This window comes from Agrobacterium sp. SORGH_AS_0440 (assembly GCF_031453135.1).
Taxonomy (GTDB): domain Bacteria; phylum Pseudomonadota; class Alphaproteobacteria; order Rhizobiales; family Rhizobiaceae; genus Agrobacterium; species Agrobacterium pusense.
On record NZ_JAVIYR010000002.1, the window covers coordinates 991,927 to 1,009,988 of the forward strand.

The following is an 18,062-nucleotide window of genomic DNA, read 5'->3' on the forward strand; positions in this document are numbered from 1 at the left end:
TCAGACCACTTTCTTCCCTGGGCGAGAAGAAATGGGCGGCATCGGCTCGGCTTATGCGCATCCCCCGAAAATCAGGGAACATCCGCCAGCCAGCGCCGCGCCACTTCGATATCCGTGAGCCCGAGTTCGTGCCCATCTTCCAGCGTTTCCACCTCAACCCTTGCGCCGTTTGCCGCAAGCCTGTCCCGCAACACGCTCGCCCCGTCGCGGTATTTGTCGCGTTCTCCCGCAACAAGCATGAAGCTGCGGCCGGAAAGATCACTCTCCGGCCATGTTTCGAGAACAGGCATCGGGCGGTACAGCAGGGCGTCCCCGGCAAGCTCCGGATAAAGCGCGGCAAAGGCCGCATAGAAGTTCGCCCCATTGGAATGGCCGATAAACCGCAGTTTCGAACGATCGAGCCCATAGGAGCGGATTGCCCCTTCCACAAATGCGGCGAAGGCTTCCGCTTCCGAGACGATATCCTTCTGGTCGAAGCTGAAATCGGGATAACGCCGGAACCACCGGGCAATCCCTTCTTCCGTACTGCGGCCACGGACGCCGAGAAGCGTCGCGCCCGGTGCTGCCCGGTGCGCCAGCGGCATCAGGCTTGTTTCACTTCCGCCGGAACCGTGCAGCAGAATCATGGTGCTGCCATCAGGCTCTTCGGGCGTGTAGAAACGGTGTACAAAGGGCAGGTCGCGATAGACGATGCGCTCTTCGCCAGGCATCGCAAATTGCGGCAGGGCGACACGCACATCCGCCTCATCCTTCATGAAGAGCGGCGGGATGAACAGTTTTTCGCCGAGCGATTCCAGCGGTTCGTCCACTGTCATACCCGGCCCGTCGGTCGCCATTTCGATCAATACCCCGCCCGGTTCGCGGACGTAGAGCGAATGGAAATATTTACGGTCATGGGCGTTGGTGGTGCTGGAATTCAGTGATTTCAGCCCGGTTAGAACCGAGTTCAGCTCATCCATGTCTTTCGCGCGGAAGGCTATGTGATCAACCGTGCCGGTGCCCGGCGCGCTGGACCAGAAGCCCGTGGCGTCGCGCACATCGATAATGTCGCCGCTATCGGAAACGAGCCGGCGAATTGCGCCCGTCTGGCTTACCTGCCTATATCCGAAGTGTTTTTCGAGAAAAGCCACGGTTTCTTCCGGCACTTCGCTCAGCACGGTTGCACCGTAGATGCGGCGAATGGCGTCCTCTTCGGAAATGTCTTTCGTCACGTGCGGCGTAGCGTCGTCAAACGCCTGAGTGCCGACCAGCTTGACGATCAGGCCGTCAGGGTCTTTCAGCCGAATGACTGGCTCCCCGAATTCGTCGGAGGGACCTTCCGCCCGGATGCCGAATCTCAGCGCCCGCGTCAGCCAGAAGCCGATGGCGGCAGGATCGATCGCCACGGAAATTTCCAGCGTCTGGCCATAACCCACACGGCCTTGGCCACCGTCCTCCCACACCAGAAAAGTCAGCAGGGAACCGGGCGAGGCGATATCATCGCCGTAGAGCAGATGAAGCTGCATGGCGTCTTCGAAGCCCGCCGTGCGTTTGGCCAGCCGCATGCCCAGAAAGCCGGCGTAAAAATCCACATTCGCCTGCACCTTTCGGGTGATCATCGTGATGTGGTGTATGCCCAGTGCAGAATTCATCTTGCCCCCGCTGTAGCCGCCTGCTGTTCGTGGCCTATTTGTCTCACGCTGCCCCTGATCCGCAACCCCGGCAAATGAGAACGCTGTGTTCTCTGCGTGAACGATGCTGCTCTCGCTTCGTTGCATGCGCGATGGGCAGAATGCCGGCTTTTTGCCTGGCTCGCGAGCATTTGTGCGTATAAAATAAGCATACAAAATAACGGCTATTTTGTATGCAATTTTATCTTGCCTTGCAGGTCGGAATTGGGTCTTATGCAACCAATCCAACAAAACCATCAGGGGGAACAGATGATTTTAACGCGCAGGTTGTTGACCAGAGCTCTGGCCATTACCGCCATCGGTGTATCCGCCGGCTTTTCGCTGCCAGCGGGGGAGGCGCGGGCAGAAACGCCGGTGAAATTCACGCTCGACTGGAAGTTCGAAGGTCCGGCCGCCGGTTTCCTGCTGGCACTCGACAAGGGGTACTTCAAGGCCGAGGGCCTCGACGTCACCATCGACAGCGGCAACGGCTCGGTCGAAGCCATTCCGCGTGTCGCGACCGGCGCCTACCAGATGGGTTTCGGCGACATCAACTCGGTGATGAAGTTCCTCGATGAGGATCCGAGCCAGAAGGTCAAGGCCGTCTATATGGTTTATGAGCGGCCCACTTTTGCCGTTGTTGGCCGCAAGTCGCTTGGCGTCACCGGCGATCCCAAATCGCTGGAAGGCAAGAAGCTCGGCGCCCCGCCGCCGGATGGCGCTTTTGCGCAATGGCCGGCTTTCAAGCAGGTCGCCGGTCTCGATGACAGCAAGATCAAGATCGAATCGATCGGTTTTCCGGTGCGTGAGCCGATGCTCGCCAAGGGTGATGTCGATGCGGTTTTCGGTTTTGCCTTTTCGGTGATCCTTAATCTCAAGAAGCAGGGCATCGGTGACGATGATATCTCGACCATTCTGATGGCCGAGCACGGCTTGAATCTCTATGGCAATGCAGTGCTGGTAAACACTGATTTCGCTGAGAAAAACCCTGAAGCGGTGAAAGGTTTCCTGAAAGCGCTGGCCAAGGGCTTTGCTGATTCCGTCAAGAACCCCGAAGAGGGCGTGGCTGCTGTTCTCAAGCGCAACGAGACACTCGACAGCGCCATTGAGCTTGAACGCCTAAACATGGCCAACAGCATGAACATCAAGACGCCCTATGTGGTGGAAAACGGCATGGGCGGCGTCGAGCCAAGCCGGCTTGCCGCCTCGCTGGAGACGCTCAAGGTGTCCATGGGCCTGAAGGGCAACGTCAAGGCGGAGCAGGTCTTCGACGCGACCTACCTGCCGGCCAAGGCAGAACGCATGCTTCCCTGATGGGTAAAATGAGTGGGTGCCGCAGGTTTCTTCTCCCCGCCGGGGAGAAGTCCGCGGTAGCGGGATGAGGAGGCAAGCTCTCGGTCTACCGCTGACGTTTCCCCCTCATCCGCCCCTTCGGGCCACCTTCCCCCCCTCGGGGAGAAGAAACAAGCGGCAACGCCGGGTATGGCCGGCAGCCTAAGGAATTGCGGCGGGAGTAACGAAGGCCATAAGCGCCCGTTCCAGCCTGAAAACGGGGATCGCGATGTCACATCTCGTGGAAATAGATAATGTCGACATGCGCTACGGCGGGTCGGCCGGCACGCTGGCCGTCTCCGGCTTGAACCTGACGGTCGACAAGGGTGAATTCGCGGCCGTGGTCGGCCCGTCTGGCTGCGGTAAGTCGACCCTGATGAAACTGGTGACGGGGCTGCATATTCCGCAGAAGGGCAATGTCATCGTCGCCGGACGGCAGGTCACGGAGCCGGTTTCCATTGTCGGCATGGCGTTTCAGAACCCGACGATGCTGCCCTGGCGCACGACGCTCGAAAATATCCTGCTGCCGCTGGAGATCGTCGAAAAACATCGCCGACGTCTGCGCGCCCACAAGGCGGAATATGTCGCGAAAGCCGAGCGCCTTCTGGAAATCGTCGGCCTCAAAGGTTTTGGCTCGAAGTATCCGTGGCAGCTTTCCGGCGGCATGCAGCAGCGCGCCAATCTTTGCCGTGCGCTGATTCACGAACCGGAACTGCTGATGCTGGACGAACCTTTCGGTGCGCTCGATGCCTTCACCCGCGAGGAATTGTGGTGCGTCATACGCGACCTGCACGCCGCGCAGCGCGTCACGATCATCCTGGTGACCCACGATCTGCGCGAGGCGACATTTCTGGCCGACAAGATTTTCGTGATGAGTGCGAGGCCGGGCCGGGTGCTCGCCGAACACCGCGTGCCATTTGCACGCCCGCGCCAGCTCGACATCATGTATGACAAGGGTTTTAACGACATGGTGCAGGAACTGCATGGCGAAATCGCGCAGGCGAGGGTGGCGGCATGAGCGCGATCGTGGAAAGCACCGTGGCGGCCGAACCGCCGAAGCCGCTGATTGCCCGCGTCAACTGGGTGAAAGCCGCTCCCTGGCTTTATACGCTGGCGCTCTTCGTGGTGTGGGAACTGCTCGTCCATGCGCTGAAAATGCCGCCCACGATCCTGCCATCCCCGGTAAGGGTGGGCCAGGCCATCATGCAATATTGGTCGCCGATCTGGAAAAACTCGCTGCAGACACTTTATACGACGACACTGGGCTTTGCCCTTGCCGTGGTCGCCGGTCTTGCTATTGGCCTGTTCATTGGCTGGTCGAAAACCATCTATGCCGGGCTTTATCCGCTGATGATCGGTTTCAACGCCATCCCCAAGGTGGCGCTGGTGCCCATCCTCGTCATCTGGTTCGGCATCGGCACGGTTCCCGCCGTTCTGACCGCCTTTTTGATCTCCTTCTTCCCGATCGTCGTTAATGTGGCGACCGGGCTTGCCACCATTGAGCCGGAAACCGAAGACGTGCTGCGGGCACTCGGTGCCAAGAAGATGGACATCATGTTGAAGGTCGGTATTCCGCGGTCCATGCCCTATTTCTTCGGCTCGCTCAAAATCGCCATCACGCTCGCCTTCGTCGGCTCGGTCGTCTCGGAAACCGTCGCCTCCAATTATGGCCTCGGTAACATGATGAGTTCGGCGCAGAGCCAGTTCAATGTGCCGCTGGTCTTTGCCGGCCTGCTGATGCTCGCGGTGGAAGGCATCGCCATGTATGCCATCATGGCCTGGCTCGAAAAGCGCATGACGGGCTGGGCGCATCGCTCCACCATGGGGCAGTGAGTCTTTCTTTTCCCCGCCGGGGAGACGGTGGCCCGAAGGGCCAGATCAAGGGGGCGACGGCACAGATATGCGGAGAGCTTGCCCCTCAACCCGCTGCCGCGACCTTCTCCCCGGCGGGGAGAAGGCGAAAGACGTGCTTGCTCGGCATTCCTCACGCTCCGGAAAGCCGCGAGCCTGCTATAGCTCAATGCGCCGCCATTTCCTTGACGATATCGGCGCCGTCCATCAGGAACGGATAATAGGTTGGCCAATTGGTCACTTCGTCCAGCAATGCCTTGCGGTCGTTGCCCCAATAGAGATGGTAATGGCCGGCCTTGACCGGGGCGATGGAGTGATCGCTGAACTGGATGAATTGCGGTGCGGCCTCATCGCCGCCGGTTTTCTTGAAGATGTAGCGGACACCACGATTGCCCTTCTTGTAGGTCAGGATTTCGTGGCCGTCGCTGACATAGGTGCCTTCAGCGGGTTTGCCATCTTTATAAAACGCCACGCTGTCGCTCTTGATGACGATACGGTTCACGTCGGTCTTGTAGCCGACCTCGTAATAGGCGCGGTATTCGGCGGCCGTCTTGTCGCCATGAGCCGCCTTTTCCGCCATGACGGGATCGAGCGAGCCGTTTAGCAGGTAGGGATAAACGGATTGCCAGTCGCCTTCCCAATCGGAAAGTGTGCGTGGTTTCACCTGGGCATCCTCGAAATAACCCTTGTAGATCTGCTTTTCAGCTTCGGTCATCTGATGGCCGTGATCGTGCCCGTGCTCATGGCTGTGGGCTGCGGATTTGTCGCCACCGGCAGCCATTGCCGTGGTCGCCGCCAACAGCATGGAACCAAGTGCGACAGCGCCGGTGAGGCGGGTGATTGTCTTCTGCATTGTTTCGGCTCTCTCCTAAGACAAGTTACGTAATAACATTACGTATGAAGCTATAGAGATCGCATCAGCCGGATGCAAGTGCGCTACAGGGCGAAGCAACGAAAAAGCGCGACGGCTCTTGCAGCCATCGCGCTTGCAGAAAAATGGGGGTGACGTCTCAGGCCGGCTGTGCGCTCACTTCCGCCTTACGCTCGTCGAACGCGAGTTTCATCGCTTTCGTCACATCGCGGGTCGTCGCGAAATAGCTGTCGCTACGCACCCAGTAACGCAACTTGACGGTGGCGCTGTCGGCGCTCACAGAATCGACAAAGGTGACAGGGGCTGGGTCAAGCAGCACCCGGCTTTCCGAACGTACGACATTCATCAGCATGTCCTGCGCAGCGGCAAGATTCTCATCGTTTTTCACCGTCAGGCTCAATTCGTGTCGGCGAGAAGGAAAGCGGCTGAAATTGGTGATCGGCACGTTCCAGAGCGTCGAGTTGGGCGCCAGACGGTAAAGGCCGTCGCTGGTCTTCAGCTCGGTCGCAAACAGCCCGATCTCGATGATCGTCCCGCTGACGCTGCTGGTTTCGATATATTCCCCGACCCGGAAGGGACGCAGCACCAGCAGCATGATGCCGGCGGCAATGTTCTGCAGCGTTCCCTGAAGCGCGAGGCCAATGGCAAGACCGGCGGCGCCGAGGGCCGCCAGAATTGAGGCCGTCTGCACCCCGAACTGGCCCAGCACCATCACGATGACGAGAATGAGGACGACATAACGAATGGCGCCCGCGAAGAATCCGGCGAGCGTCGCATCGAAGCCGCGAATGCGCGACAGGCCCTGAAAGGCCCAGCGTTGAAGAAAGGCAGCGGCCAGCCAGCCGACGATTAACAGCAGAAGTGCACCGATCACCGAAAAGGAATATTGCACCGCCAGTGCGCTCGCCTGTCTTACGGCCGCTTGCGATGCGACAATGATATCCGTTGCCTGTTGTTCCATGAATCGTCCCGTGATTTTATTTGCGTTCAGGGTTGGTAACGACTGCGTTCCGAAGGGGTTCCGCCAAAACCGGTTGTCAACTGCGAAGTGGCAGCACGAAAGGCACATTGCCGTCGGTGTCCGCGCCCCTGCCTATCGCCTTGATAGCCGCCTCCAGACGACCCTTCCGGCCGAGCAGCCGGTCGCCGATGGCGATGATGCGGGCATTCGGAGTGGCATAGGGCGAGGCGGCGCGCAGACGCAGCGCAAGTTCAGTCTCATCCTGATCAGGGTAAAGACTGAGCGCGGCGATGACGGCAGCCGCAGGCGAGCGCGAAACGCCCATCCAGCAATGGATAAGCAACGGGGCCGTCTGATCCCATTCATGCGCGAACTCGATGAGCTTCAGCACATGCGCATCGTCAGGGGCGATAAGATTGCCGGTGCCCTTGAAGGAGATGTCGTTCATCGCAAGCGTCAGATGACGTTCGGCGGCAATGACCGCGGGGCGGTGAAATGTCTGCTCCCTGGCGATCAATGTCACCATTTCCCGGGCCTTGTGCTTCACGGCCATTTCCGCGATCCGTCCGAGCGGTGAAACCACGATGGCCGTCATTTGGCACCCCCAGGGTTCGTCACGCGCATGGCCTCGATGGCCTCAAAACGCTGGATGAACAGCTTTTGCGCTTCCGTGGAGGGAAGCGGCGTGATGTCGAACATGTCGCGGGTAATACCGCGTGGCAGGCCGAAAAATTTTTGCGCCTCGGCCGTGGAAAAACCGGCAAGCTCCGTCGCCTCGAAAAAGGCGGCGACCGTGTCGGCCTTCTTGATGCGGTCCTTCAACTCGCGCGATGCATGCGGCGGCAGGCCGAAGCGCAGATGCACGGCGGCCTCAAGCCGCTTTTCCACAGTCTTGTAACCGCCGCCGACCACGGATTTGAACGGAGAGATCATGTCGCCGATCACATATTCCGGCGCATCGTGCAGAAGCGCCATCTGCATTTCATCGGGGGTCGCGGCCGTGCACATGCGGCAGAAGATCGTCTCGACGATGAGGCAGTGCTGAGCGACTGAAAAGGCGTGGTCGCCACGCGTCTGGCCGTTCCAGCGGGCAACGCGGGCAAGCCCATGGGCAATATCGGCGATTTCCACGTCGAGCGGCGAAGGGTCGAGCAGATCGAGCCGCCGTCCGGACAGCATGCGCTGCCAGGCGCGCGGGCCTATGACGGAGGCCACCTCTATTCCTCCGCCTGTGCCGCCGGATCGGCCGCCGGGAAGGAAAGACCGCTCCAGGCGGGCAGGGCAACGGCGACGGGAACAGTTTCCGCGAGAAGCGGCGTGCCGGACGCGAGCGCCTCGGCAATGCGGTCGATGCGCGCGACGGCGAGTGCCTTGTTGCCGCAGACGGTGCCGAGCGTGCCGACGGATTTGCCCTGTGCGGTAATGTCCACGCCGCTGCCGGGGAGGGCGTCCTGCGCTGAAACAAGGACAACACGCCGCCTTGCCGTGCCGCGATGTTTCATGCGCGATACAACTTCCTGGCCGACAAAGCAGCCCTTCTTGAATGACACCCCGTCGTTCACATCCATCAGCACGTCATGCGGAAAAGCATCCTGCAGCGCATAGTCACGGCCAGCTTCGGCAATGCCGTATTCGACACGCAGCTCATCATAGACGGCTGCGTCGCCAGCGGCAGTTGCGCCCGGAATGCGGAATAGATCGAGACCCGCCTTGGCGAAACGCCCGTCCCTTAACGCCGGCTGAGGTGCCTGTTCCCCCCAGAAAACGCTCACACCTTCGGCGGCTTCCGCTTTCAGATCGACGGGAGCGCGCAGCTTGTACATCGTCAGGCGGCGCAACAGCGCTTCCTGTTCGGAAGCGGTGATCTCGATGAGATAGTCCGTTCCGTCGCGCGCGATGAGGAAATCGAACAGAATCTTGCCCTGAGGGGTCAAAAGGGCGCTGGCGCGGGCTTCCCCTTCAGGCAGATGCTCCACATCGGTGGTAATGAGATTGTTCAGAAACTCCTCGGCGCCGGTGCCGGAAACCCGGATCAGGCGGCGGTCGGCAAGAAAAGCGGAAGGCATGGCGTCACCGTTCGGTTCGTCGAGACTATGCGTCTGGGCAACAGCACATGTACCGGTGCCGGACGCTCATTCCGCACAGTTAGGATTTTTGGAAAAGAACGGCAAGCGCCGGGATAGGATCAATCGCCGGCGGTGAAGAACTTCCACTTGCCATCAGGCGAGATTCCGATGCGATAGAAGCTGTAATTGCCGTATTCCTGCATATCCGCTAGGTCGCCGGCGGTGATGATGCGCAGCAGCTCCACTTTTTCCGGCGGCGTCAGCGTGTTGAGCGGCTTTCCGGCGAAATAGGGGAAAACATAGGCTTCGTCCGGCGTGCCGGCATCAATATGGGCGTAACCGGTCGACAGGAGGTCGATGATGATCGCCAGCACTTCCAGCCCGTCGGTATCTCCTGAATAGCTTTTCAGTGCTGCGATCGGGTCTTCGCCGTCATTGCCGTCGATGCGGAATTCTTTCTGGCCGGCAGCGATGAATGGCCGCAACTTTTCAATATCGCCCGTCGCTGCCGCGTCGATGATCTGTTGGCGCAGCTTGCGTACGGCTTCCGGTGCCTTGGAAATATCGTGTTCGATGACCACTGACATTTCGGGGGTATTGTCCGGCTTGGAAGATTGCTGGTTCGTCTGGGCGGCAGATCGGTCGACCAGAGGGTCGGGCAGGGGGATGCCTTCCGAATCGCCCTCGATTTCGTTCGGCTCGGCGGGCGCGGTCTGCTCAGGCTGTTCGCCCTTCTGAGCCTGTGGCTCGCCTTCGTTGTTCTGGGCCGGCTTCAGCTCGGAAAGCGCAAAGGCTTGGCCCGGCAGGCCAATCGACCCGGCGGTCAGAGCGAGCACGATGGATAGCAGGGCGGAAGAGCGCAAAAGCCCCTTGCTCAGGCAAGACATGATAGACCCCGGCTTTACTGTATCACCCGCTGCGGAGAAAATTCGCCTTGAAGCATGCGCTGACGCAGCGATTCCAGCATTGCTTCCGCGCCAGCCTCGCCGTGGATCCGGATGGTTTCGCGCATGGCCAGAGCGATTGCAGCATCGGCGATGATCTCCGGCTCGATGCCGTCGGCCATGCCGTCAGCCCATGCCTCGTTCTGGTGTTCCAGAGCGACCTGCATCTTTTCATGCACGATCATATCGTCGATTTCGTTACGGCTTGTCTGCATTTTTCATCCTCGACAGGGCGGGCAAGTCCTTACCACCCTGTTAACAACACTAGCAGCCTTTTATCAAAACGGCACGGGCTGCGGCGAAAAGAGGTTAATAATCCTCTAATTTCCGAACCTGGACGCGATTTCCTGAGCGAGTGTTGCCCCTTCGTTACGGTAGTTCTCTTCTGCCATGATGGCGGCGCGTGTGCAACTGGTGTGGATGGCCGCAAAGGAGCGGTATCCACGGTTGAATGCAGCCGTCATGCGCTGACGTCGTTCAGGTTCGTTGGCCGTGTCCGCAGCCAGAAGGTCGCCCATCGATTTGCGCCAGTCCTCCGGTCCGGAAGAAGGGCACAGCGTTCTCAGATATTGCACCGCACCCAATATTTCCGACAGCCGTGCCAGCTTGTCGTCATAGGGCGCGGGTTTGGGAGGTGCCGTTTCCGCAGGACGTGCCTCGGATGCTGCCTTGGAAGGCTGCGCGTAAACGGCGCCGTTTTGCCCGGTCGGCAGCATGGTCAGGAAAAGAGACAGGAAAATGGTTGGTCGTATCAAAATTTTATTCTGCCCCACACATACTCGTGAACATCCGGCGGGCGGACGGGTCTAGATAATCGCGATTCTGCCCTGCTGGCAATCATGCTAGCAGCCGCTCGGCGCAATCCACCACGCTTTCTGGGGCCGGCAGCCGGCGGATTTCCGCAAGCGTGTACCAGCCTGCGTCCGCTGCGTCATCACCGACGGTCACAAGCGGATCGGCATCCGTTTCCACGGTGAAGACGGAGAGCAAAAAATGGCTCGTCAGGGTCCCATTTGCATCGTGCGAGGGAAGATCGTAGGTCGCGAAAAGTTGCGGATGGCGTGCGACAATGCCGGTTTCCTCGTGCAGTTCACGTAGCGCCGTCTCGGCCGGCGTTTCGCCTTCCTCGGCCCGTCCGCCGGGAAAGGCGAACATGTCCTTCGAGGGCGGATTGATGCGGCGCACGAGCAAAAGCCGGTCGCCATTTCTGACGATGGCGGAGGAGGCGAGGCGGGGCTTGATACGAACGGTCATGTAAGGTTTCGCGTGTCTCGGTCGGACGGTCTGGAAAAATCGATTCCGGTTTCTGCGCCGATGTTATAGTCCAGAATCGGTTCGATTGTGCAGGCAGAAGACGGTGGAATGAAGATCTATCTTATCTATGCGTTGGCGGCTCTTGCCGAAATTGCCGGCTGTTTTTCCTTCTGGGCCTGGCTGAAACTTGGCAGAACGGCGTGGATATTGTTGCCGGGCATGTTGTCGCTGGCCGCCTTTGCCTGGCTCCTGACGCTGGTGCCAGCGGAGGCCGCAGGCAGGGCGTATGCCGCTTATGGCGGCATCTATATTGCCGCTTCGCTTTTGTGGCTCTGGGGCGTCGAGGGCCACGCGCCGGACAAATGGGATATCGCCGGCGGCGCCGTCTGTCTCGCAGGGGCCACCATCATCCTGTTCGGGCCGCGGGGTTGAGGAGAAACATATGTGCGGACGTTTCGTCCTGAAAGCGACGCCGGAAGAGATTGCCGATTATCTTGACCTGATCGGGCTAGAGGATTTCCCCGCCCGCTTCAATATCGCGCCCACGCAGCCGATACTGATTGTCATGGAGGGTGAACGGCAGGAGCGCGGCAGCAACCTGCCCAATCGCCGGGCAGTGCTGGTTCGGTGGGGTTTCCTGCCCGGATGGGTCAAGGACCCGAAGGATTTTCCGCTGCTCATCAACGCGCGTTCGGAAACGGCAATCGGCAAGGCCTCCTTCCGCGCCGCCATGCGCCATCGCCGTGTGCTCGTGCCTGCGACCGGCTTTTATGAATGGCGACGTCCGCCGAAGGAAGAGGGCGGCAAACCCCAGCCCTATTTCATTCGCCCGAAGAAAGGCGGCATCGTCGCCTTCGCCGGTCTCATGGAGACATGGTCTTCGGCCGATGGTTCGGAGGTCGATACCGGCGTTATCCTCACCACGGCCGCCAATGCCGCCATCGGGCGCATTCACGACCGCATGCCCGTTGTCATCGCGCCTGAGGATTTCAGCCGTTGGCTCGACTGCAAGACCCAGGAACCACGCGAGGTCGCCGATCTGATGCGGCCGGTTCAGGATGATTTCTTTGAGATGATTCCCGTCTCGGACAAGGTCAACAAGGTCGCCAATGTCGGCGCCGATCTCATCGAGCCAGTGCCGGAAAGCGTGCCGCTGGCAAAGATCAAACCGGCGAAGGACGAGGGGCAGATGTCGCTGTTTTGACGTCTTTGCGCAGCGTGTGAGGCTGGTTATCTAAGCTCTGACATTGCCGCCAATTCTTCTCCCCGAGGGGGAGAAGGTGGCCGAAGGGTCGGATGAGGGGCTACGGCAGAGATATACGGTGGACTTGCCCCTCATCCCGCTGCCGCGGGCTTCTCCCCGGCGGGGAGAAGAACAAGCCTCATCCGCTCGCTCCCCATGCCTCAGTTCCGGAAGAAACTCAGCCGTTCCGCCCGATCTTCTGCAAACCTTCCTGGATCATGATATCGGAATAGACGCGGTTGCGGCCGTTCGCCTTGGCGAGATAGAGCAGCTGATCGGCGGCATTCAACTGGTTGTCGAAGGGCTCGCCCTTCTCGATCTCTACGACGCCGAGCGAAATCGTCAGTGCGAGGCTGCTGCCGCTCAATTGTCGGCCGCTTTTTTCCACATGGGCGCGTAATTCTTCGCAGAATGCATAGGCGGCGTGGGCATCCAGGCCGCGCAGGAAGACCGCGAATTCCTCGCCGCCCAGACGGGCGGGAATGTGGCGGTGCGCGTCGCACTTGTCATGCAGAAGCTCCGCCAGCTTTTTTAGAGCCCGGTCGCCCGCATCGTGCCCCAGCGTGTCGTTGATCTTCTTGAAGTGATCGATGTCGAGGATGGCGACGGCGCCATTTTCGTCATTGTCATTGATAACGTCCATGAGTGCACGGGTGCGCTCGAAGAAGGAGCGGCGGTTCGGCAAGCCTGTCAGATGATCGCGCTCGGCCAGTTCGCGCAGGCGCTTGAGCTGTTTCAGCGTTTCTATGTTGTTGTCGATACGGCACTGCAACTCTTCCGGCACGAAGGGGCGATAGACGAAATCCGACGCGCCCGCCTTCAGGAAGCTTGCTGAAAGCAGCCGGTCCGTGGAGGATGATATGCCGATCACGCGCAGATCCTCCGAGGAGCGGCTGTCGCGAATGCGGCGCGTAAGTTCGTAGCCGTCCATATCGGGCATGTGATAATCGGTGATGACGAGCTGGATGGACGGGTCCTGCGCCAGGATTTCCAGCGCGCGATTGCCCGAATGCGCCTCGCTGACCTTGAAGTTCTGCCGTTCCAGAATTTCCACGAGGCCGGAGCGCGCGGTCCGCGCATCATCGACCACCAGAACGGAAAACTGCCTGTTGGTCAGAATCCTGTCGACGGTTTTGACCACCGCGTCGACGGTACGGTGACCGTCCTTGACGATATAGTCGATGATCTTCTTCTCGGCATAACGCTTGCGTGCCTCCTCATCCACTGTCGCGGTGAAGACGATGGCGGGCACTTTGCGTTCGGAGAGCAGCGCCAGAATTTCACCCTTCGGAGCGTCGGGAAGATTGAGACCCGTCAGCGCCAGCGTGAAATCATGGGCGCGCAGCAGGGTATCGGCCGCGGCCATGCTGTCGCAATGGATCACCTCGGCTTGCGTCTCTTCCGAAAGGCGCGTCTTCAGCAGCATGGACAGAGCAACGGAATCTTCAATCAGAAGGATTTTATCCTGCATGCCGCCCAAGCCCCCCATGGCCGTCTTCATGATGTCTCCACGAAACTTCATTCTTTCGCCACCGCACGTCACGGTATTGAAAATCTTGGTAACCGCAGAGGAATGAATCTCTAAAGTAGAAAATTTGTAATTTCTCAGTAATTGATGCGAGACTGTCCGTACAGTCGTCTCGTGGAAGTCGAATACTTTAGCATGGCTTTGTTGCAGTCACGTTACACTATAACGGATTGGTCCCATGGTCCTGGCCGGAATGGCGCGTGACGGCAGCAAAAGAAAACGGCGCCATTCATAGCGCCGTGTTGTGCTCGGTTATCCCGGATTGACCGTCTTCGGTCAGCTGACCTATCACGCGCCGACCTGTCCGATTTAAGAAAAATCGTTTATTTTCAAGCGGTTTTGGCTGCGGGCTTGCGCTTCAACATCAGCGCTGCGGCCGCGACAGCCTTCAGCCCGAGCGGGCGGTAGTGGCTTTTGAGGTCCGGCTTTGCCTGCGGCTGTGCCTTCGTCTCGTTCGTCATTTTCTCTCTCCACAATTCACGCCAAACGCCGTTGCGATGCGTGTGAGCCCCTTCTTTCGCGGCTAATCTTGACGGATTCGAGGCGGAAAACGCGAAGCCGGCCGTTCAGGGTGCGACATTTTGCGCCACGGCGCAGATAGGTGAAGCAAGAAAAATGATACCTGCGGTTTTAAATGCTGCGATCGAGGCCATTGCCGCCATTTCCGTCGTCATGCGCGTCCTCTTCGATCGTCAGCGTCCCGTATCGGCGGTGCCAGAGCCGCGCGCTGATGGGAATGAAGACGAGATAGGCGGCAACGGTGAGAACCAGCACCTCCCAGGTGAAGCTCATCAGCATGGCCACATAGAGAACGACGACGAGGATCATCGGCAGCACGAGATCGCGGCGGATACGGCTTGTGCCTGATTTTCCCGACCAGACCGGGAGGCGGCTGATAAGGAGATAACCGATCAGCACGGTGTAGGCGGCAGCGACATAAGCAAATGGCTTGTCCGGCTCGACGCCGAGGAAGCCGAGATAGACCGGCAGCAGCACCAGCATGGCACCCATCGGGGCAGGGACGCCGACGAAAAACTCGTTCTGCCATGGCGCCTTGACAGGCCGTTCGATCATCACGTTGAAGCGCGCCAGGCGCAGACCCGCGGCGATGACATAGATGAGGGCGGCGATCCAGCCGATCGACCGTGCCTGATCGAGAAGATAGGCATAGACCACCAGCGCGGGCGCGACACCGAAATTGACGATATCGGCCAGACTATCCATCTGTTCGCCGAATTTGGACGTCGCTTTCATCATGCGGGCGATGCGCCCGTCTATGCCGTCGAGAAAGGCCGCGAGCAGCACCATGCCAACGGCGAGTTCGAAACGCCCTTCGATGGCCAGCCGCACGCCGCTGAGGCCGGCGCAGATGGCCAGAACGGTGATGAGATTGGGAACAAGCAGGCGAAAGGGAATTTCTCTCAGGCGCGGCCCGCGGCCGCTATCCTTTCTGCCCTCATGTTTTCCGTTCTGCGGCGGTTCGGCGATCGGCGTTTCCATGGCGCATGTCTTTCCTGATCGTCATCAGCCGCGGCGGCTGAGGAGCGGACCATTGGCGGAACCGAACTCTGCCAGCACGGTCTCGCCGGCGATTGCCGTCTGACCCACGGATACACGCGGCTGGAAGCCTTCCGGGAGGAAGATGTCAAGGCGCGAGCCGAAGCGGATAAGGCCGAAACGCTCGCCGGCATCGACGGGCTCGTTTGGCTTGACCCAGCAGACGATGCGCCGAGCGACCATGCCGGCGATCTGCACCACGCCGACCTTGCCATGCGACGTTTCGATGACGAGGCCGTTGCGCTCATTGTCCTCGGAAGCCTTGTCCACCTCGGCATTGAGAAACAGGCCGGGACGGTAGGCAACATTGACGATGCGGCCGCGGACCGGCGAACGGTTCACGTGGCAGTTGAAGACGTTCATGAACACCGAGATGCGCACCATCGGCTCCTTGCCCAGCTCCAGTTCCAGCGGCGGGATGACGGTCTGTACGGCGGAAACCCTGCCATCGGCGGGGCTGATGATCAGGTCGTCATCCTGCGGCGTCACGCGCTCGGGATCGCGGAAGAAATAGGCGCACCAGGCCGTCAGCACCAGGCCGACCCAGAACAGCGGTTCGGCGATCCAGCCGAGCACCAGCGATGCCACGAAGAAAGCGGCTACGAAGACATAACCTTCCTTGTGGATCGGTACGATGGTGTTGCGAATGGTGTCGAACAGATTCATATGGTTCCTTGCTCCGGTTTTGTCTGTCGCGTCTATATGTGGTCGTGATACGACATGATCCATACGGACGTGCGACAAATTTTGCCTCGCTGGTTACAGCCAAACGGACCGCCCGGCAATGGTCCCCTTGCCATGCGGGGGCCGTTATCAGGCGTTTATGCGCCTCAATGCGCTGGTTCGCCGCGGTCCACGACACCGAGATCGTCGGTTTCGCGAACATGGCGCAGCATCTCTTCTGCCCGGATAGCTTCGCGCTGGCGGCTCCACATCGAGGCGTAAAGACCGTTCTGGGCCATCAGGGATGTATGCGTGCCGCGCTCCGCGATCAGCCCTTCCTTCAGCACGATGATTTCATCTGCGCCGATCACCGTCGAGAGCCGGTGGGCGATGACCAGTGTGGTGCGGTTTTTCGAAACGATATCAAGCGCGCTCTGGATTTCCTGCTCCGTATGCGTATCGAGCGCCGAGGTCGCCTCGTCGAGGATCAGGATCGGCGGTGCCTTGAGGATCGTCCGGGCAATCGCCACACGCTGCTTTTCGCCACCGGAGAGCTTCAGCCCGCGCTCCCCGACCATGGTGGCGTAGCCATCCGGAAGCTTTCCGATGAAGGCGCTGATCTGGGCTGCATCCGCTGCCGCCGTGATGTCTTCGTCATTCGCCGAAGGGCGACCGTAACGGATATTGTAGGCCAGTGTATCGTTGAACAGCACCGTATCCTGCGGAACCATGCCGATGACGGAACGGAGGCTCTTTTGCGTCACGTCGCGGACATCCTGCCCGTCAATCGTGATCGCCCCTTCCTGGATATCGTAGAAACGGTAGAGCAGCCGCGAGATCGTTGATTTTCCTGCACCCGAAGGCCCGACAATGGCGACTGTCTTGCCCGCCGGCACGTCGAAGGAAATGCCCTTCAGGATCGGTCTCTCGGCATCATAGGCAAAATGCACGTCGCGGAACGAGATCGCGCCGGGACCGGCGGCGAGCGGCGTCGCACCCGGCCTGTCGGTAACCTCGGCTTCCACTTCCAGAAGCTCGAACATCTGCTCGATATCGGCGAGGCCCTGGCGGATTTCGCGATAGACGAAACCGATGAAATTGAGCGGCACGGAGAGCTGCAGCAAAAGTGCATTGATGAAGACGAAATCACCGATCGTCTGTTCGCCGCGCTGCACGGCAAGCGCCGACATCACCATCATGACGGTGGAGCCAAGGCCGAAAATCACACCCTGACCGAAGTTCAGCCAGCCGAGCGAGGTCCAGATCGAGATCGCCGATTTTTCGTAACGCGCCATTGCGACATCGAAGCGCTGCGCCTCCATCTCTTCATTGCCGAAATATTTGACGGTCTCGAAATTCAGCAGCGAGTCGATTGCCTTGGTATTGGCATCGGTGTCGCTGTCGTTCATCGCGCGGCGGATGGAGATTCGCCAGTTGCTGGCCCGGACAGTGAACCAGATATAGGCCCAGACGGTGATGACCGTGACGAGAACGTAGGAAAAGCCGTAGGACGCCCAGAAGATGATTGCCGTCAGCAGGAATTCGATGAAGGTCGGCGCGGTGTTGAGGATGGTGAAGCGGACAATGGTTTCGATGCCCTTGGTGCCACGCTCGATAACCCGCGAGAGCCCGCCGGTCTTGCGCTCCAGATGGAAGCGCAGCGAAAGCCGGTGCATGTGTACGAATGTTCTGTAGGCCAGCTGGCGGACCGCGTGCTGACCGACGCTGGCGAAAAGCGAATCGCGCAGCTGGTTAAGCCCGACCTGTATCAGCCGCGTCAGATTATAGGCGATGACAAGGGCGACCGCGCCCAGCAGGAAGGCCGGGACCAGCCCCGCCATATCGAGCTTGCCATTCAGCGCGTCCGTCGCCCATTTGAAGAAATAGGGGACGGAGATGAGAACCAGCTTGGCGACAACAAGGTATACGGTGGCCCAGACCACCCGCATCTTCAGATCCCACCGCCCCTCCGGCCACATATAGGGCCAGAGATTGATCAGCGTCTGGGTGGGATTGCTGGAATCCGCAGAAATGGTTTTTTTCTTCGTGGCCATCATACTCTCCGGTCACTGCCGGAAGCCGACAGCATGACGGCGGCTTTGGTCAAGCCGCCGCGCGCGTCACAGATAGGATCGTTGCGGAT

General features: G+C 59.7%; 20 protein-coding genes. 5 read left to right on the forward strand and 15 right to left on the reverse strand.

Translation table 11 applies throughout. The annotated features are described in order from the left end of the window. Positions 1-71: 71 nt before the first annotated feature. Entirely contained in the window at positions 72-1,631 is a 1,560-nt protein-coding gene (locus QE453_RS14160) for a VOC family protein (RefSeq protein WP_112553572.1), read from the reverse strand. A gap of 288 nt (positions 1,632-1,919) precedes the next feature. On the opposite strand from QE453_RS14160, the gene QE453_RS14165 reads away from it, so the two are divergent. The 3 genes from QE453_RS14165 to QE453_RS14175 all read left to right on the forward strand — a co-directional run bounded on the left by QE453_RS14165 (position 1,920) and on the right by QE453_RS14175 (position 4,814). Continuing rightward, positions 1,920-2,963, forward strand: a complete 1,044-nt coding sequence (locus QE453_RS14165) for an ABC transporter substrate-binding protein (protein ID WP_107339821.1) — start codon at positions 1,920-1,922, stop codon at positions 2,961-2,963. A 247-nt stretch (positions 2,964-3,210) separates the two neighbouring features. After that, positions 3,211-3,999, forward strand: a complete 789-nt coding sequence (locus tag QE453_RS14170) for an ABC transporter ATP-binding protein (protein ID WP_004440947.1) — start codon at positions 3,211-3,213, stop codon at positions 3,997-3,999. Continuing rightward, on the forward strand, positions 3,996-4,814 hold the full coding sequence (locus QE453_RS14175; protein ID WP_004440949.1) for an ABC transporter permease: 819 nt from the start codon (positions 3,996-3,998) through the stop codon (positions 4,812-4,814). Before QE453_RS14170 ends, QE453_RS14175 begins: the two co-directional genes overlap by 4 nt. Positions 4,815-4,998: 184 nt before the next feature. Here the strand turns inward: QE453_RS14175 and QE453_RS14180 are convergent, their stop codons facing one another. The 9 genes from QE453_RS14180 to QE453_RS14220 all read right to left on the reverse strand — a co-directional run bounded on the left by QE453_RS14180 (position 4,999) and on the right by QE453_RS14220 (position 10,928). Further along, the gene (locus tag QE453_RS14180) at positions 4,999-5,685 is read right to left on the reverse strand and encodes a metal-binding protein ZinT (RefSeq protein ID WP_004440952.1); all 687 of its coding nucleotides are present in this window, start codon (positions 5,683-5,685) and stop codon (positions 4,999-5,001) included. 157 nt (positions 5,686-5,842) lie between these two features. Then, positions 5,843-6,664 (reverse strand): mechanosensitive ion channel family protein, encoded by an 822-nt coding sequence (locus tag QE453_RS14185; protein WP_004440955.1) that lies wholly within the window; start codon positions 6,662-6,664, stop codon positions 5,843-5,845. A gap of 76 nt (positions 6,665-6,740) precedes the next feature. Further along, positions 6,741-7,259, reverse strand: coding sequence for a tyrosine phosphatase family protein (locus tag QE453_RS14190; protein WP_004440958.1), 519 nt, complete (start codon positions 7,257-7,259; stop codon positions 6,741-6,743). Continuing rightward, positions 7,256-7,843 (reverse strand): YfbR-like 5'-deoxynucleotidase, encoded by a 588-nt coding sequence (locus tag QE453_RS14195; RefSeq protein WP_112766985.1) that lies wholly within the window; start codon positions 7,841-7,843, stop codon positions 7,256-7,258. The genes QE453_RS14190 and QE453_RS14195 overlap by 4 nt, the downstream gene beginning before the upstream one ends. A 38-nt stretch (positions 7,844-7,881) precedes the next feature. Further along, on the reverse strand, positions 7,882-8,730 hold the full coding sequence (locus QE453_RS14200) for a folate-binding protein YgfZ (protein WP_309777325.1): 849 nt from the start codon (positions 8,728-8,730) through the stop codon (positions 7,882-7,884). Positions 8,731-8,849: 119 nt separating this feature from the next. After that, positions 8,850-9,617 carry a hypothetical protein gene (locus QE453_RS14205; RefSeq protein WP_309777326.1) on the reverse strand — a complete coding sequence of 256 codons (768 nt, stop codon included), beginning with the start codon at positions 9,615-9,617 and terminating at the stop codon, positions 8,850-8,852. 14 nt (positions 9,618-9,631) lie between these two features. After that, the gene (locus QE453_RS14210; RefSeq protein WP_003501987.1) at positions 9,632-9,889 is read right to left on the reverse strand and encodes a hypothetical protein; all 258 of its coding nucleotides are present in this window, start codon (positions 9,887-9,889) and stop codon (positions 9,632-9,634) included. Between the two features lie 105 nt (positions 9,890-9,994). Beyond that, the gene (locus QE453_RS14215) at positions 9,995-10,429 is read right to left on the reverse strand and encodes a TIGR02301 family protein (RefSeq protein ID WP_037088929.1); all 435 of its coding nucleotides are present in this window, start codon (positions 10,427-10,429) and stop codon (positions 9,995-9,997) included. Between the two features lie 82 nt (positions 10,430-10,511). Then, entirely contained in the window at positions 10,512-10,928 is a 417-nt protein-coding gene (locus tag QE453_RS14220; protein WP_037088931.1) for an NUDIX hydrolase, read from the reverse strand. Between the two features lie 108 nt (positions 10,929-11,036). Between QE453_RS14220 and QE453_RS14225 the strand changes: the two genes are divergently transcribed. Both QE453_RS14225 and QE453_RS14230 read left to right on the forward strand, forming a co-directional pair. Then, on the forward strand, positions 11,037-11,360 hold the full coding sequence (locus QE453_RS14225; RefSeq protein WP_006699408.1) for a YnfA family protein: 324 nt from the start codon (positions 11,037-11,039) through the stop codon (positions 11,358-11,360). A gap of 10 nt (positions 11,361-11,370) precedes the next feature. Continuing rightward, entirely contained in the window at positions 11,371-12,132 is a 762-nt protein-coding gene (locus tag QE453_RS14230; RefSeq protein WP_045534179.1) for an SOS response-associated peptidase, read from the forward strand. 217 nt (positions 12,133-12,349) lie between these two features. On the opposite strand, the gene QE453_RS14235 is transcribed toward QE453_RS14230, so the two are convergent. From QE453_RS14235 to QE453_RS14255, 5 genes are all read right to left on the reverse strand, one after another. Next, on the reverse strand, positions 12,350-13,642 hold the full coding sequence (locus QE453_RS14235; RefSeq protein ID WP_034496256.1) for a PleD family two-component system response regulator: 1,293 nt from the start codon (positions 13,640-13,642) through the stop codon (positions 12,350-12,352). A 386-nt stretch (positions 13,643-14,028) separates the two neighbouring features. Then, complete coding sequence (locus tag QE453_RS14240; protein ID WP_004440985.1) at positions 14,029-14,160, reverse strand: hypothetical protein; 132 nt, start codon at positions 14,158-14,160, stop codon at positions 14,029-14,031. Positions 14,161-14,329: 169 nt separating this feature from the next. Further along, complete coding sequence (gene pssA, locus QE453_RS14245; RefSeq protein ID WP_004440987.1) at positions 14,330-15,199, reverse strand: CDP-diacylglycerol--serine O-phosphatidyltransferase; 870 nt, start codon at positions 15,197-15,199, stop codon at positions 14,330-14,332. A 24-nt stretch (positions 15,200-15,223) separates the two neighbouring features. Further along, entirely contained in the window at positions 15,224-15,985 is a 762-nt protein-coding gene (locus QE453_RS14250) for a phosphatidylserine decarboxylase (RefSeq protein ID WP_309777327.1), read from the reverse strand. A gap of 101 nt (positions 15,986-16,086) precedes the next feature. Continuing rightward, a complete protein-coding gene (locus QE453_RS14255) occupies positions 16,087-17,973 on the reverse strand; it encodes an ABC transporter ATP-binding protein/permease (protein WP_037088933.1) in 1,887 nt (628 codons plus the stop codon). Positions 17,974-18,062 lie beyond the last annotated feature (89 nt).

Excerpts from the sequence above, each read along its gene's own strand:
- QE453_RS14170 (WP_004440947.1), top strand. The coding sequence starts at position 3,211 with ATGTCACATCTCGTGGAAATAGATAATGTCGACATGCGCTACGGCGGG.
- QE453_RS14235 (WP_034496256.1), bottom strand. The coding sequence starts at position 13,642 with ATGCAGGATAAAATCCTTCTGATTGAAGATTCCGTTGCTCTGTCCATG.
- QE453_RS14185 (WP_004440955.1), bottom strand. The coding sequence starts at position 6,664 with ATGGAACAACAGGCAACGGATATCATTGTCGCATCGCAAGCGGCCGTA.
- QE453_RS14165 (WP_107339821.1), top strand. The coding sequence starts at position 1,920 with ATGATTTTAACGCGCAGGTTGTTGACCAGAGCTCTGGCCATTACCGCC.
- QE453_RS14200 (WP_309777325.1), bottom strand. The coding sequence starts at position 8,730 with ATGCCTTCCGCTTTTCTTGCCGACCGCCGCCTGATCCGGGTTTCCGGC.
- QE453_RS14160 (WP_112553572.1), bottom strand. The coding sequence starts at position 1,631 with ATGAATTCTGCACTGGGCATACACCACATCACGATGATCACCCGAAAG.
- QE453_RS14220 (WP_037088931.1), bottom strand. The coding sequence starts at position 10,928 with ATGACCGTTCGTATCAAGCCCCGCCTCGCCTCCTCCGCCATCGTCAGA.
- QE453_RS14180 (WP_004440952.1), bottom strand. The coding sequence starts at position 5,685 with ATGCAGAAGACAATCACCCGCCTCACCGGCGCTGTCGCACTTGGTTCC.
- QE453_RS14230 (WP_045534179.1), top strand. The coding sequence starts at position 11,371 with ATGTGCGGACGTTTCGTCCTGAAAGCGACGCCGGAAGAGATTGCCGAT.
- QE453_RS14240 (WP_004440985.1), bottom strand. The coding sequence starts at position 14,160 with ATGACGAACGAGACGAAGGCACAGCCGCAGGCAAAGCCGGACCTCAAA.
- QE453_RS14205 (WP_309777326.1), bottom strand. The coding sequence starts at position 9,617 with ATGTCTTGCCTGAGCAAGGGGCTTTTGCGCTCTTCCGCCCTGCTATCC.
- QE453_RS14225 (WP_006699408.1), top strand. The coding sequence starts at position 11,037 with ATGAAGATCTATCTTATCTATGCGTTGGCGGCTCTTGCCGAAATTGCC.
- QE453_RS14195 (WP_112766985.1), bottom strand. The coding sequence starts at position 7,843 with ATGCTGTCCGGACGGCGGCTCGATCTGCTCGACCCTTCGCCGCTCGAC.
- QE453_RS14190 (WP_004440958.1), bottom strand. The coding sequence starts at position 7,259 with ATGACGGCCATCGTGGTTTCACCGCTCGGACGGATCGCGGAAATGGCC.
- QE453_RS14210 (WP_003501987.1), bottom strand. The coding sequence starts at position 9,889 with ATGCAGACAAGCCGTAACGAAATCGACGATATGATCGTGCATGAAAAG.
- QE453_RS14255 (WP_037088933.1), bottom strand. The coding sequence starts at position 17,973 with ATGGCCACGAAGAAAAAAACCATTTCTGCGGATTCCAGCAATCCCACC.
- QE453_RS14175 (WP_004440949.1), top strand. The coding sequence starts at position 3,996 with ATGAGCGCGATCGTGGAAAGCACCGTGGCGGCCGAACCGCCGAAGCCG.
- pssA (WP_004440987.1), bottom strand. The coding sequence starts at position 15,199 with ATGGAAACGCCGATCGCCGAACCGCCGCAGAACGGAAAACATGAGGGC.
- QE453_RS14250 (WP_309777327.1), bottom strand. The coding sequence starts at position 15,985 with ATGGATCATGTCGTATCACGACCACATATAGACGCGACAGACAAAACC.